The sequence below is a fragment of the Corynebacterium sp. 5QC2CO genome, from assembly GCF_024580435.1.
Lineage (GTDB): Bacteria > Actinomycetota > Actinomycetes > Mycobacteriales > Mycobacteriaceae > Corynebacterium > Corynebacterium jeikeium_D.
Genome location: NZ_JANIKI010000002.1, coordinates 118517 through 132993 on the forward strand (window position 1 = coordinate 118517; position 14477 = coordinate 132993).

Annotated in this window: 12 protein-coding genes and 1 tRNA gene; 6 read left to right on the forward strand and 7 right to left on the reverse strand. The window is 58.8% G+C overall.

From position 1 onward, the window contains the following. The first annotated feature begins 23 nt into the window (after window positions 1-23). Both NQ014_RS02500 and NQ014_RS02505 read left to right on the forward strand, forming a co-directional pair. Entirely contained in the window at window positions 24-1187 is a 1164-nt protein-coding gene (locus NQ014_RS02500; protein WP_210384783.1) for a hypothetical protein, read from the forward strand. Beyond that, window positions 1188-2288, forward strand: coding sequence for a quinone-dependent dihydroorotate dehydrogenase (locus NQ014_RS02505; protein ID WP_257073556.1), 1101 nt, complete (start codon window positions 1188-1190; stop codon window positions 2286-2288). It abuts the gene before it with no gap. 139 nt (window positions 2289-2427) lie between these two features. Here NQ014_RS02505 and NQ014_RS02510 read toward each other — a convergent pair whose 3' ends face one another. Then, window positions 2428-3012 (reverse strand): YbhB/YbcL family Raf kinase inhibitor-like protein, encoded by a 585-nt coding sequence (locus NQ014_RS02510; protein ID WP_257073558.1) that lies wholly within the window; start codon window positions 3010-3012, stop codon window positions 2428-2430. Window positions 3013-3238: 226 nt separating this feature from the next. Between NQ014_RS02510 and NQ014_RS02515 the strand changes: the two genes are divergently transcribed. Further along, window positions 3239-3324, forward strand: a tRNA-Leu gene (locus NQ014_RS02515). Window positions 3325-3402: 78 nt separating this feature from the next. Here NQ014_RS02515 and cls read toward each other — a convergent pair. Beyond that, entirely contained in the window at window positions 3403-4896 is a 1494-nt protein-coding gene (cls, locus tag NQ014_RS02520) for a cardiolipin synthase (RefSeq protein ID WP_373467696.1), read from the reverse strand. 187 nt (window positions 4897-5083) lie between these two features. On the opposite strand from cls, the gene NQ014_RS02525 reads away from it, so the two are divergent. Continuing rightward, entirely contained in the window at window positions 5084-5416 is a 333-nt protein-coding gene (locus NQ014_RS02525) for a metalloregulator ArsR/SmtB family transcription factor (RefSeq protein WP_048734120.1), read from the forward strand. A 59-nt stretch (window positions 5417-5475) separates the two neighbouring features. Here the strand turns inward: NQ014_RS02525 and meaB are convergent, their stop codons facing one another. The 3 genes from meaB to NQ014_RS02540 all read right to left on the reverse strand — a co-directional run bounded on the left by meaB (window position 5476) and on the right by NQ014_RS02540 (window position 10775). Continuing rightward, a complete protein-coding gene (gene meaB, locus NQ014_RS02530; protein ID WP_070547122.1) occupies window positions 5476-6588 on the reverse strand; it encodes a methylmalonyl Co-A mutase-associated GTPase MeaB in 1113 nt (370 codons plus the stop codon). A gap of 66 nt (window positions 6589-6654) precedes the next feature. Next, the gene (gene scpA, locus NQ014_RS02535) at window positions 6655-8874 is read right to left on the reverse strand and encodes a methylmalonyl-CoA mutase (RefSeq protein WP_005510731.1); all 2220 of its coding nucleotides are present in this window, start codon (window positions 8872-8874) and stop codon (window positions 6655-6657) included. An 8-nt stretch (window positions 8875-8882) separates the two neighbouring features. Then, window positions 8883-10775 carry a methylmalonyl-CoA mutase family protein gene (locus NQ014_RS02540; RefSeq protein WP_373467697.1) on the reverse strand — a complete coding sequence of 631 codons (1893 nt, stop codon included), beginning with the start codon at window positions 10773-10775 and terminating at the stop codon, window positions 8883-8885. Window positions 10776-11161: 386 nt separating this feature from the next. Here NQ014_RS02540 and NQ014_RS02545 point away from each other — a divergent pair, with 386 nt between their 5' ends. Beyond that, window positions 11162-11833 carry a TVP38/TMEM64 family protein gene (locus NQ014_RS02545; RefSeq protein ID WP_052317814.1) on the forward strand — a complete coding sequence of 224 codons (672 nt, stop codon included), beginning with the start codon at window positions 11162-11164 and terminating at the stop codon, window positions 11831-11833. A 128-nt stretch (window positions 11834-11961) separates the two neighbouring features. Next, the gene (locus NQ014_RS02550; RefSeq protein ID WP_049190712.1) at window positions 11962-12534 is read left to right on the forward strand and encodes a hypothetical protein; all 573 of its coding nucleotides are present in this window, start codon (window positions 11962-11964) and stop codon (window positions 12532-12534) included. Window positions 12535-12538: 4 nt separating this feature from the next. On the opposite strand, the gene NQ014_RS02555 is transcribed toward NQ014_RS02550, so the two are convergent. Both NQ014_RS02555 and NQ014_RS02560 read right to left on the reverse strand, forming a co-directional pair. Continuing rightward, entirely contained in the window at window positions 12539-13939 is a 1401-nt protein-coding gene (locus NQ014_RS02555) for an SPFH domain-containing protein (protein ID WP_257073569.1), read from the reverse strand. A 91-nt stretch (window positions 13940-14030) separates the two neighbouring features. Next, window positions 14031-14468 (reverse strand): NfeD family protein, encoded by a 438-nt coding sequence (locus NQ014_RS02560; protein ID WP_257073571.1) that lies wholly within the window; start codon window positions 14466-14468, stop codon window positions 14031-14033. Window positions 14469-14477: the final 9 nt, after the last annotated feature.

Sequence of the window (14477 nt, forward strand, 5' to 3'; positions counted from 1 at the left end):
GCCGGGGTGGTAGTTTCTATAGCGTGAGTGAAAACAGTCGTCGACGTGTCATAACCTCCCTTCTAGCGGGGCTTTCCGCTAGCGCAGTGGTCCTGGCAGGGTGCTCCTCCGATGTGGAAGGAGACATCGATGCCGGAATGGGCAACGCCACGCCAGTGCCGGCCGCTTCACCCGCTGCTCCCGATACTGCTATCGGGAAGGCCAAGAAGATTGATGAGGACGTTACCGATGCCGTGCTGGTCGGCGACCGAGTTGTCCTGAAGGCCGGGGACAAGATCTTTGCCGGTCCGCTGAATAACCCAATTGAGCGATCAATGAAGCTGGACGCGAAGTGTGGTGAGCTCGCGCCGGGCGGCCCTAACGCTCTGCTGCCGTGTGAAGATGGCATCCACGTCATTACTGACCAGGCTACGGAAACGGCCGTTGTCGGCCGTGGCACCAACTACTCCGCCGCAGTTGGCCTGGAAGGCGGTCGCATCATCGGTGCCCACGCGGATAGCAATGTCGTCGATGTGTTCGGCGCTGATGGCGAGTTGGCCAGCGACTTCAAGGCTGCCAATAACGGTTCGCAGCTCGTTGAGATTCCCAAAGCCGACAATGACGCGGACGTCAAGCTGCTAGAGGTCAACCGTCCGGAGACTTCGGTGCATGAGCTCAAGCTCGATGAGTCTCGCGCTGGCTCTGCGCTGCGTGCGGGCATCGGCGTCGGCAAGGTAGCTTCCGGTGATCATGTCATTGCTGCCGCAGACACCAAGGGCAACCAGCTTCTTATTTACACTGCCACTGACGTCATTCGCCTCCACCAGGCAGCTCCGGCCCCGGAGGCTCCGTGGGCGGTAGCGGTCGATGAATCGCGCGGAATTGTCTGGGTGACTTCGACGAAGGTGAACAAGCTCACTGGCTACGACATCAGCTCGGGTACCCCAGTCAAGGTCGCGGACATCAACACGGTTGCAGACCCACAGTCGGTTGTCGCCACCGAGGATGGTCAGATTGGCGTCTTCTCGGCTACCGGTGACGGGGCCCAGATTTTTGACTCCGCGGACGTCGATAAGGCAATTGCTGATTTCAAGCAGGATGCAGAGAAGATCCGTGAGGAGATGTCGGTTCGGGAACCAGCCGATAAACTACCGACCGGTGCAGGTGACACCAAGGGAGCAGACGACTCCGAGGGAGAGACTAAGTAGATGCCTTCGAAACTTCGCGCCAAGTCCTATCAACTCGCGCTAAAGGCAATGTTCCAGGTTCCACCGGAGCAGATTCACGAGGCCATCTCGAAGACCCTGAAGGGGCTGCAGAAGTCGGAGAGTCTACAGCGGGCGGTGAGCAAGCTACTCGTTGTTGACGATGCTGTGCTGCGTCAAACCGTGTTCGGTGTGGACTTCCCGCGTCCGCTGGGGCTCGCCGCGGGCTTCGACAAGGCTGCTATTGCCCCGGATTGCTGGGGGCCAATTGGTTTTGGCTACGCGGAACTGGGAACCGTGACTGCCAAGCCGCAGCCGGGCAACGATCGCCCGCGTCTGTTCCGTCTGAAGGAAGACCGCGCCGTTTTGAACCGCATGGGTTTCAACAACCCCGGCGCCGCTGCTGTAGCGGAGAACTTGCGGGCGCGTCGCAGTGACGACGTCATCGGTATCAACATTGGTAAGACCAAGGTGACTCCGCTGGAAGAGGCCGTCGATGACTATCGAGAATCGGCTAGCCAGCTCGGCGGCTTGGCGGACTACGTTGTTGTCAATGTCTCCTCACCGAATACGCCGGGTCTGCGCGACCTTCAGGCAGTGGAGTCACTGCGCCCGATTCTGGCAGCGGTGACTGAGGAGACCGACTCGCCGGTGCTGGTCAAGATTGCTCCTGATCTCTCCGACGATGATGTCATCGCAGTTGCTGACTTGGCGGTTGACCTTGGGCTGGCAGGCATTGTGGCTACCAACACCACCATTTCTCGCGAGGGCCTGCGTACGCCCGCGGATGAGGTCGCGGAGATGGGGGCCGGTGGAGTCTCGGGTGCTCCTGTGGCAGCTCGGTCACTAGAGGTGCTGAAGCTGCTGCACGAGCGCGTCGGAGACAAACTAGTTCTCATCAGCGTCGGCGGCATTGAAACTGCTGAGCAAGCGTGGGAGCGGATTGCCAACGGTGCTTCCCTGCTGCAGGGCTACACACCGTTGATTTATGGCGGTCCGGACTGGATTCGTGACATTCACCAAGGGTTGGCTCGCCAGATTCGAGCTCAGGGCTTCTACTCCATTTCGGAGGCAGTCGGCTGTGGTCTGCCGTGGCGTGGTTAACTGCTGAAAGCCGTTGAGGCTTCCTAACCCAATAAACACGTGACCCCGGGGCCAGCTGCCATGAAGGCGCTGGCCCCCGGGGTTTTCTGTATGAGTAGCGTGCCCGGTCGGTTGAGTTGCCCGTGTGGGCGTCGTATCCCTACTCCCCGACGTTCTCCCACCACGGCGTGATGATGGCACGCGCAATCGAGTGGAAGTACAGATTGAAGCCAAGCACGGTCGGCGTCGCATCTTCCGGAACATCAAGCTTCTCCACGTCGACCGCGTGCACCGCATACATGTAACGGTGTGGGGCATGCTGCGCCGGTGGGTTAGCTCCGTAGTGACCGCGCATGCCCGAGTCGCCGACAAGCTGGATAGCGCCTTCTGGCAGCTTAGAGCCGTCTTCGGAGCCAGCTCCCTGTGGCAGACCCTTTTCGGTCGCTGGAATGTTGAAGACAGCCCAGTGCCAGAAGCCCGAAGCGGTCGGAGCATCCGGATCGAAGCAGGTCACGGCAATGGACTTAGTTCCCTCCGGCAGATTTGCCCAATCCAGTTGTGGGGAAACATTCGACGGAGCGCGGAATTCATCCGCAATCTTCTCGCCGTCCTTGATATCTGGCGAGGACAGCTCGAAGGTTGGCAAATCCTTCAGCGGTGCGTACGGATCTGGTCCCGGGAAAACCGGAGCATTTGCAGTGTTGTTTGTAGCGTTGTTTGCGGTGTCGTTGGAATTCGTAGTCATAACTACCAGTGTGCCTACTTTATGAGCGCGCTGCAGGGACTTCACCAGACTTCCTATCTGCAGAGCCTGATCCTCGGCGTGAATCCAAGGAGGATGCGGGGCTAACACCGCTGATGTAATTACACCCGGGTTTGGCGTGCTAATGCCCCGCTGACCTGCCAATTTGTGTTTCATTATGTAGTCGGGATACAGTATCACAGGTCAGCACGGAAGTGCTTCCTACCCGGTCCGGGTGGCGGAATGGCAGACGCGCTAGCTTGAGGTGCTAGTGCCCTATTAACGGGCGTGGGGGTTCAAGTCCCCCTCCGGACACAATGTGAAGTCTCGAGAAACTGCAGTAAATGCAGGTCTCGGGATTTTTGCTTTCTCTGTCGGACCAATGGTACTGCCCTACTGCAGCGCCGAGGTCAAGCGGAAAACAGAGTCCAGGTAGCGCTGGCGAAGGGGCCGGTCATTCCATTCCTCCTGTGTGAGCAGGAGGGATTTGTCGCGGTACTCGTCGGCAAGCGTGATCAGTTTGTCCACGATGGAACCGGCGGCGGAAAGAAGCGTGATCTCGTAATTGAGGCCGAACGAGCGCATATCCAGGTTGGAGGAGCCGAACATGGCCATGCGGTCGTCGATGACCATGAACTTGGAGTGCAGGACCGCAGGTGCCGGATAGCGGTAGATCTTCACGCCAGCGGTTAGCAGTGCCTGGTAGTAGGACTGCTGCGCGTGACCGACCATGAACTGATCGGACTCTTCGTTGACGTAGAGCTGGACGTCGATGCCTCCATATGCGGCGGAGGTCAGAGCCATGAGCATGGACTCGTCGGGGACGAAGTACGGGCTGACGGCGATAATCCGCTCGTGCGCCTGGTAGATCATGTTATTGAAGACGCGCAGGTTCGGCTCCGTGCTGAAGCCCGGACCCGACGGCAGCACCTGGACAACGTTGTAGTTGTCGTCGACCTCAGTGTTGTGGAGTGAATAGTCCCTGGTGGCTTCCGGGGTTTTGTATAGCTCGCTGGTCCAATCAACCGCAAAAACTGCATCGAAAGCCAGCGCGATATCGCCCTCGAGCTCAATCCACGTGTCCACCCAGCGACGGCCGATCTTATGGTTCTTTTTCTTCTGATATTCGGGCTCAATCAAATTCTGCGAGCCCATGAATACAATGTCGCCATCAATAACTACGAGCTTGCGGTGATTACGCAGATCCAGGCGGCGCCAGGTGAGCTTCAGCAAGCTCACGGGCAGCATCGGGTGCCAGGAGATTTTAGCCTGGACCAGGCGCTTTTTCAGCTTGTAGTAGCCGGGGTACTTCCACGAACCAATTGGATCGACCAGTACCTTGACCTCTAGTCCCCTGTCGTGCGCGCGCTCAAGAGCCTGTATGAAAGGCTCCGTGCTGGGATCCAGTGCAAAGATGTAGGACTGCACGTGGATTGATTTCTGGGCCGCATCGATGGTCTCAATCATGCGGTCAATGGAGGCATCGAATTCGGTGAAAAGTCCCTTTTCCGCGCTGGCAATTGCCGGCATTCCCGTGAGCTGACGCGAGAGCTTGAATACGTTGACAACATCATCTTCTATCTCGGCATCATCCGGTACGTCGGGCAGATGCTCGGTACGTTCCGCAATGAGCTCCTGCGCCAGTGCCTGTACCTCGTGCCTACGGCCCGTGATTTGCTGCGAGCCCAGGAAGAGGAACAGAGGTAGGCCAATAAATGGAATCAGCAGAATCAGTAGCAGCCACGCCGTCGAAGCCGATGGGCTTCGGTTTTCCGGCACCCATCCAATCGCGATGAACTTAATCGTGTAGTCGAGTGCGAAAAATAGTACTTGCCACCACGTTAAGTCCTCCACCAGCCACGGGAAGGTGCCCATCAACCAATCCATGCAGATGATATTACTGAAGGAATTTTCAGTACCTTTGGTCGCTGCCCCTTAGGTGCACTCTCCCCTTTTCGTGACAGCCTATTGTGACATCTGAAATTGAATACTGGTATCAATACGTAGTAAGGTTCAACTCATTGAACATAGTAAGTGTTTGGCATGTCGACTTCGAAAGGACTAACCCCTCCAAATGACTGAGAAGGCTCCTACGAGCACCGAGTTCGACGTTGCCACTAACGTATTGAAGCTGATGGCCGACAAGACGCGTCTCTCCATCCTGTCGCTCCTTCGTGACGGGGAGATGACCGTCACCGCCATCGCTAGTGCGCTCGATCGCCCCGTCCCCGCGATTTCTCAGCACCTGGCGAAGTTGCGCATGGCCAATATGGTGCAGACCCGCAAGGAAGGCACGTCTAGCTTCTATTCTCAGCCCGACGAGCACCTCACCAACCTGGTGGTCAACGCTCTCCACTTCGCCGAACACACGCTCTACAGCGATCCGCCCCATCACCGCGGTCAGTAGGCGTACACGGATACGCCCGCTTTACTCGCTTTACGACGAAACCGCGCGCCCTTCTGAACCTAGTTGGCGAGCCCGGCGTTCGATGCCCTTCCCTGGTCAAATGCCTCCATGATGCGCTGGGCGGCGAGCGTCGGTGTCAGCTGCCCCGAGCGGAGTTGTTTTTCCACCAGGGTGCTCTCTGTCTGCACAGCCTCGTTGGTGTTGAGTCGCTGCAAGAGCGTTTCGTGCACCATGGACCACATCCACTTAATCTGCTGGTTAGCGCGGTTTTCATCAAAGAGATGATTCTCGTGCATAGCCTCGACATGGTCCTCGATGGCCTGCCAGAACTTGTCGATGCCGTCGTCCTCCAATGCCGACATAGTCAGTACCGGTGGCGTCCAGACTTGGTCTGAGGAGCGAACCATCTTCATGGCCGTCATCAGATCACGCGCAGCGCGCTTTGCCGGACGCAAGTTCTTACCATCCGCCTTGTTGATAGAAATCACGTCGGCCATCTCCAGCACACCCTTCTTGATGCCCTGGAGTTGGTCACCGGCGCCGGCGAGTGCCAGAAACGCAAACGTATCCACCATCTGGGCCACCGCGACCTCGGACTGACCGACGCCGACAGTTTCGACGATGACAATGTCGTAGCCTGCGGCCTCGAGCACCACCATGGCCTCACGCGTTGCCTTGGCGACACCACCGAGTGTGCCCGCAGAGGGCGACGGACGGATGAAGGCTTCATCCGCGGCCGAGAGCCGGGACATACGGGTCTTGTCGCCCAGAATCGAGCCACCGGACTTCGTCGACGACGGGTCGATGGCCAGCACCGCAACGCGGTGGCCTTCTTCGATCAGCTTTAACCCGAGGGTTTCAATCGTGGTTGATTTACCGACGCCGGGGACGCCGGTAAGTCCGACGCGCATGGCCTTGCCGGAAAATGGCAGCAACTTCACCAGTAGCTCTTGAGCCAGCACCTTATGCGCCGGAGCAGTCGACTCCAGCAGCGTGATTGCCCGAGCCAACTTAGTGCGGTTTCCAGCCCGCACGCCCTCAAAGAGGTCGTCGACATCTATCCGTCGTCGCGCACGACGGACGACTTCGGGGGCTACAGCGGTCTTTCCCTCAACGACCGTGCCAGCGGTAGTGACGAGGGTGCCCAGGTTTTCTTCAAGATACTCGTTCATCGCTACTTCTCAATTCCGACAACGCGCTGAGCTGAACAGTCAGCCCAGCGCGGATGCGGTAGTTATTTAGGACTCTTCGTCAACGGCAAGGTCGAGACCCAGCTCGTTAGAGAGCTTGGTCATCATGTCGATTGCCGAATCAGCGATGACAGTGCCCGGCGGGTAAATAGCCGCGGCGCCGGCATCGTAGAGTTCCTGGAAGTCGCCCGGTGGGATAACACCACCGACAACAATCATGATGTCCTCGCGCCCCAGTTTTGCTAGCTCATCGCGCAGGGCAGGAACGAGCGTCAGGTGTCCGGCGGCTAGTGAAGAAACACCGACGACGTGGACATCCGAGTCGACTGCCGATTTGGCGGCCTCCTCCGGAGTCTGGAACAGCGGTCCCACGTCAACGTCCATGCCGAGGTCCGCGTAGGCGGACGCGATGACCTTCTGGCCACGGTCGTGACCATCCTGGCCCATCTTGGCCAGGAAGATACGGGGACGGCGACCTTCCTGCTCTTCGAACTTATCGGCCATGGCGATGGCCTTGGAGACGTTGGACACGGCTCCCTCCTTGCCAACTTCGTCCTTGTAGACGCCGGAGAGGGTACGAATCTCGGCCTGGTGGCGGCCAAAGACCTCTTCCATGGCGTCGGAGATTTCACCGATGGAGGCCATGGCGCGAGCACAGTCGACAGCGAGCTTCAACAGGTTCTTGTCCAGGTCCCCCGGTTCACCCGGGTTACGGCAAGCGTCGGTCAGAGCGGCCAGTGCCTTCTGAACCTCTTCCTCGTCGCGCTCGGCGCGCAGGCGAGCCAGCTTGTCAATCTGCTCCTGGCGCACGCGGGAGTTCTCAACCTTGAGAACCTCGATGGCCTCGTCCTCTTCGACCTGGTACTTATTCACGCCGATGAGAGCCTGACGGCCCGAGTCAATACGGGCCTGCGTACGAGCTGCGGCCTCTTCAATACGCAGCTTCGGAATGCCCTCGATGGTGGCCTGTGCCATACCGCCGGCCTCTTCGACCTCGTCGATGTGCTGGCGTGCACGCTTGACCAGCTCATTAGTCAGCCACTCGATGTAGTAGGAACCAGCCCACGGATCAACCGGACGCGTAGTGTTGGACTCCTGCTGAAGCAGCAGCTGAGTGTTACGAGCAATACGGGCTGAGAAGTCAGTCGGCAGTGCCAGGGCCTCGTCCAGTGCGTTGGTGTGCAGCGACTGGGTGTGACCCTGTGTTGCGGCCATAGCCTCAACAGCAGTACGCGCGACGTTGTTGTAGACATCCTGAGCGGTCAGCGACCAACCGGAGGTCTGCGAGTGAGTACGCAGGGACTGCGACTTCGGGTTCTTCGGGCCAAACTTGCCAACTAGCTCAGACCAGAGGATACGGCCTGCACGCAGCTTGGCGATCTCGGTGAAGGTGTTCATCGAGATGCCCCAGAAGAAGGACAGACGCGGAGCGAACTTATCAACTTCAAGGCCAGCGTCAATACCGGCCCGCAGGTACTCGATGCCGTCGGCAAGCGTGTAAGCGAGCTCAAGGTCGGCCGTCGCGCCCGCTTCCTGAATGTGGTAACCGGAAATCGAAATCGAGTTGAACTTCGGCATCTTTGCCGAGGTGTACTCGAAGATCGAGGAGATGATTCGCATCGACGGCTTCGGCGGGTAGATGTACGTGTTACGAACCATGAACTCCTTGAGAATGTCGTTCTGGATCGTACCGCGCAGCTGCTCGGTCGAAACGCCCTGCTCTTCAGCGGTGACAATGTAGAAGGCCAGAATCGGCAGCACAGCGCCGTTCATGGTCATAGACACCGAGACGCCGCCCAGGTCAATGCCCTGGAAGAGCTCACGCATGTCGTAAATCGAGTCAATTGCCACGCCAGCCATACCGACGTCGCCGGACACACGCGGGTTGTCCGAGTCGTAGCCACGGTGGGTAGCCAGGTCGAAAGCGACCGAAAGGCCCTTCTGGCCGGCCGCGAGGTTGCGGCGGTAGAAGGCATTGGACTCAGCTGCGGTGGAGAAGCCTGCGTACTGGCGAATAGTCCACGGCTGGTTGGTGTACATGGTCGGGTACGGCCCGCGCATGAATGGGGCGATACCCGGGAAAGAATCTACCGGGTGGCCCTCGGCGGCAGCGGCGTCGCGGTCAGCGCGATCGTAGACGCGCTTGACATCGATGCCCTCTGGAATGGTCCACACTTCACCAGCTTCCGCGGCAGCTGCCTTGTTAGTGGCAGCGGCCGCGTCGTCGGTGTTGCGGGAGATGTCAGCGAAATTTGGGATGGTGGTCATTACTTCCTTCACGCTCCCAGTTCGTTCAGCAGTCGGGACAGCTCCGCGACAGCATCGATGGTCATGTTCAGGTATCCGTCGGGGCGAGCGTCCTCAGCGGCATTGGCGAAGCTCTTCTCGGAGCCGGCCACCAGGACCTCCTTAGCGCCGGCGGCGCGGGCGGCCTTGACAGCGTCCTGGCCCGAGGCTTCGTACTCGCTGTCGGCTGCGCACAGCACGACAATCGGTGAGGCCTTCACTGCCTCTTCGAAACCGGCCTCGCCCGGCACAACCTGGCCGGGGTTGGCGACGGCGATACCGCCGGAAGCCAGCAGGTTGGAGGTAAAACCAGTGCGGATGTTGTGCTTGGCCAGCGGACCCAGCGGCAGCATGGCAATCAGCGGACGGTTGCCCTTTTCAGCCAGGAAGTCATCGGAGCGGTTGCGCAGCGCCTCGAAGTCGCTGGCCCAACGGCGAATCGGGTCGCCCTCCGGGCGGGCCTCAGGAGCCAGAGGGGCTTCAGCCAGGTTCGGGAACTCGTTGATAGCGGTGACCTTGGTGCGGCGGTGTGCGATGTCGGCGCGGCGCTTTTCCCAGGTAGCGTCCAGGGCGGCGCGAATATCGGCCTCCGCGGAGGCGAAACCGCCGCCGGTCTCAGTGCCGGTGAAGATCTCCCATGCCTTGTCGGCCATTTCTTCGGTCAGGTCTTCGACGAAGTAGGAGCCACCTGCTGGGTCGGCGACGTAACCAAGGTGAGACTCTTCCAGCAGCAACAGGTTGGTGTTGCGAGCGATGCGAGCCTTGAAAGTATTGGAGACGTTCGGCATGCCGCCGACAACTGCGTAATCAAATGGCAGAACCTCAACTGAGGAGGCACCGCCGACACCTGCGGCGAAGGAGGCGACAGTCACACGCAGCATGTTGACCCACGGGTCGCGCTGGCTGAACATGACCGGGGCGGTCACGGCGTGCATCGGAGCGCGGCCAGCTTCAGGGGCGCCGATAACCTCAGCAACGCGGGCCCACAGAACGCGAGCGGCGCGGAACTTCGCAATGGTGTCGAACTGGTCGTCGGTAGCGGCAAAGCGGAAAGCGATCTGGCCGAGGGCTTCTTCAGCGCTCAATCCCGCGTCGGTCAGCGCACGCAAGTAGGCGACACCAACGGCGAGACTGTAGCCAATCTCCTGGATGTTGTTTGCACCCAGGTTGGAGAAAACAACGCCGTCGACAAGCAGGGCGCGGACGTCGCCCGGCTGCTTAGCCGCCTTGACGGCCAGCTGAGTGGCCTCGTCGAGAGAAACATCGTCAATACCGGCAAAAGCGGAGGTCAGCGGAGCTGCAGAAAGCTCGACTGCGATGTTATCCGGATTAGTCGGGTTCGCCTGCTCGATGTAGGACGTCAGTGCTTCCGCAACCTGCGCAGTCTTCTTACCGGCATGCACGGCAACCGGAGCAAGGTCGACGTAGACGTTGTTGAGCAGAGCCGGCACATCAGCGGCTTCGAGGGAGCCGGTGAAGTCCAGTCGGATGTCCGTGGTGCCGTTTTCCAGGGCAGTCAGCAGAGTCTCGTTGACGGCCTTTGGGTCAAGGGCATCCTCACCCGGGTACTGGCGACCGAAGGTCTCCCGAACGCCCCAACCGTTGGTGTTGTCCGAAGTGACCTTTGCGCCACGGACGAATGGGAACTGGCCCGGAGCTGGGCTTTCCGCGAGCTCGTCCGCGCGGGTGTAGAGCGGGCGAACATCGACACCGTCATAGGTGGTCTGAATCAGTCGTTTCCAAATATCGAGCGGTACATCTGCAACGTCTTGCTTGTGCACCCGCGCGAATACCTTGGCCACGCCCTGATACCAGGAATTCTGCAATTCCTCGAAGTTTGGTGGCAGCGTGGAAGGTGATTCGGGGGTCGTTCGGTCAGTCACGACAGACCTTCTCCCTTACATGTTCTAAGCAACGCCTCTATCAATCCATGACCGAGGAAATTCGGCTGCGACAATTTCCGAATTCTCCGCGGCGGAAAGGAATCTAAAGGCGTTGGCTTCCTCCAATAGTCAATAAGAGCCACTAGTCAGACGCTAAGACTCACCCGAGTGTCCGTGCACTGAACTTTTCAGCTACTTGTGCAATACCCTTACGTTCGGTTTTGTGCTGACGGGCACGTCAAGTGCTCGAGCCAAGGCATAGTGACCTTGACTCCCATCCTAGTGAAATAAAGGGCAAACGCCTTTAGCCGCTGACTACCCCTCCTCGCAGAGCCTCCAACTCGCAGGTCACACGCTTCCCCGCAATCCCCGGTAACCTCAAATGGGTGAACGTATCCGATGTGCGAATTACCCCTACACTCAAAAAGGTTCTGCTGGTGCTAGCCGTAGGTGTGGGGGTCGTCGTCACGCTGTACGTCGATGTTCCCACCGTCGCTACCATCCGGCAGTGGTCCATCGATGCCGGTGACTGGTTCCCGCTCCTCTACTTCCTCGCATACGTTGCACTGACTCAGTTCCCAATCCCCCGCACCGTATTCACTTTGGCTTCCGGAATCCTCTTCGGACCAGTGCTCGGTTTCCTGCTGGCAATTACTGCGACGACGGTTTCTGCCCTTCTCTCCCTATGCATTGTGCGTTTCCTGGGGCGCGACTGGTTTCGCACGCACCTGACCAACCGCCGTCTTCTCAGTCTCGACCACCGGTTGGAGCAACGCGGCTGGCTCACAGTGCTCAGCTTGCGCATGATTGCTGGCGTGCCATTTTCGTTTCTCAACTACGCCTGTGGGCTGTCGTCGATACGAATCGTGCCGTATATCATCGCCACTGCCCTAGGTTCGGCGCCGAACACACTCGCCGTCGTTCTGCTTGGCGACGCGCTGTTGGTCGGCTTCGACGTGCGCTTTGCGGTGGCCACGGGAATTCTGCTCGTGCTTGGTTTGCTGGGACTTCTTGCGGACGCCAAATTCCCTGTCGTAACCGGTTCTTCGAAACGTTAAAACACCGCTTGGTGCTCTTGAGCTAGACGTAAGTTTTTCGGCGAGCTGGTGTTGGTTGCCTGTGAGTTTGCGGAGCGAAGGAACGTGTCTTAGCCCAACTGTCAAGGGGTGGGGCTAGACTAGAGCGTATGTACTCAGTCTTTGCCAGGTATCGCGGTCGATCTACTCGCAGGGCAGATCACGTTCAGGCCTCTGCGCAGGCACTTTCCGGCCTGGAAGGCGTAGGAACTGTTGAGGTTGCAGGTATCGAAGAGCTTCGCGCAGCTCCTGAAAATGCTGTGGGAGTCACCACGCTTGTGCTGGCGCTATTGGCCGCAGGTGACTGGGCGATAGGTATCGGTGTTTGTCCTCAGGACGACATTGAGCAAGCGCATCTGGCATCGAGCTCAGTCATCGGTAAGGGAGGCAGAGCCGGCACGGTAAAAACCCGCATTCGGACTAACAATCCGCGTGGTAAGGATTACTCGGAGGATATTGGTGCAGCATTCACATTGCTGCACCACGTTATCTCTCGCAGGTCCCCCGAAGGCCGCGAGGCAACTGGTTTGGTTCGCGCTGGTTATTCACAGGTAGAGGCTGCGGAAGAATTGGGAGTTTCAAAGCAGGCCGTCAATCAGCGCCTCGCAGCAGCTGGCTGGCAGGCGGAGCTGGCCGGATGGAACCTGGCCGTCCACCTGCTTCAGCGAGCTGATGAGTTATAAAAGCTTACTGCCCATTTTCTGGGGCGTAAGGGTCACGTGACCATCCAGAAAAATCTGGACGATCGGTGGAGTGCGCACCGCTGCCTGCATTGGTATTACCGGTGCCAGGAGCCGAGGGCAGGTCACGTTTGCCGGAAGGAACTGACGGCGTAGCCGGTGTGGTCGGCGCAGCGGGCGCAGCCGGTGTTGCAGGTTCAACCGCTGCCGGGCCGTTCTGGGCACCCAACTGTTCAGGCTGAGCGGGCTGAGCCGAATCAACGCGGCGATTCTTCTTCCTCTCAGGGGTATTACCAGCCGCTGCAGCTACCGGATCATCAACCGGGCGGTTAGCGACCTCGTTCGCCGCGGCAACCGCGCGAGCCAACTCCGGGTTGGTCGACATGTCGAACCAGTTCTCGTCGCGGCCCTGCTCAGCCTCTTCCTTAGTCTCGCGGCTCACGGCCGGAGGCTCATAGCGGAAGACACCGTCGGCATCCTTCTTGCCGAAAGCCTTAGCGAAGCTCTCGAGACTGTCGCCGAACTGCGACGGAATCATCCAAACAGTATTGCCGTCCTTATTTGCCAGCTCAGGCAGCTTCTCCAGGTACTGCCAGGCAAGAATCTCAGGTGTCAACTGTGAAGCCTTAACAGCTGCGTTGACCTTCTGGATAGCGCGAGCATTACCCTGTGCCTCAAGGTAGGTAGCGGCGCGAGTACCCTCAGCGCGCAGAATGGTTGCCTGACGCTCAGCTTCAGCAGCCAGAATTGCTGCGTGCTTGTTACCTTCGGCGGCGAGAATCTGTGCCTGCTTACGGCCCTCAGCAGTTTTAATATCGGCTTCGCGGGTACCTTCCGCAGTCAGAATCATGGCGCGCTTCTCGCGATCGGCCTTCATCTGCTTTTCCATCGACTGCTGAATCGACGGTGGCGGCTCAATGGCTTTCAGCTCCACACGAGCGATACGAAGACCCCACTTGGCAGTGGCCTCGTCCAGCTCGCCGCGCAGACGGCGGTTGATGTAGTCACGGGAAGTCAGTGTCTCTTCCAGTGTCAGGCCACCCACGACGTCGCGAAGCGTTGCGGTGGTGATCTGTTCGACGCCGAAGATGTAGTCATCGATACCGTAAATTGCCCGATCCGGTTCATTGACCTGGAAGGTCACGACGGTATCGATAGCCACAGTCAGGTTGTCTTCGGTGATCACTGCCTGTGGCGGGAAGGTGACCATACGCTCACGGGTATCGACCTTCTCGCGCACTCGGTCAATGATCGGGATGATGAAGTTCAGGCCGCTGTTCAGTGTCTGCGTGTATCGTCCCAGTCGCTCTACGATTGCCGCTTCACCCTGAGGGACCAGGACAATCGCTTTGAGAACCAAGGTAACAACCACGAGAATGAAAACGACGAGGATGATAAAGCCTTCCATGGGATTCCCTCGTAGCTAGAAACTGTGTGGTCAGTTATTTAATGGTCAGTAACTAAGAGTGCTCCGAGCGCCCTTTAAGTGAGTTGACTGCTCAGAGCAGCTTGTCCACTACTGCGGTATTGCCCGAAATCTCTACAATCGTGACTCTTTCCTTCGCATCGAAGGTCTTCGCAGTCAGAAGACTGCGCGCGCTCCACAACTCGCCATTGACCTTAATCAGACCCGCTGACGAGGAAACTGGCTCGATGACCTCAGCATGACGGCCCGCTAGCAGTTCCGGACGCGACTCCAGTTCAGCGGACTTGTCCGGTTTTGCCATCTTCTTGCGCAACACAGGGCGAACTGTCAGCACAAGTGCGGCGGACACAACGGCGAAGATGACCACTGACAGCCAAAGCGGCGCTCCAAGCTGGCTCGCACCGGACGCTGCCAGCGCACCACCTCCGAGCATTAACAGTGCTAAATCTCCGACCGCGAGTTCACCGAGAACCAGTAGGAGGCTTGCTCCGAGCCAAAGGAGAGGAATCACGCCCTCACC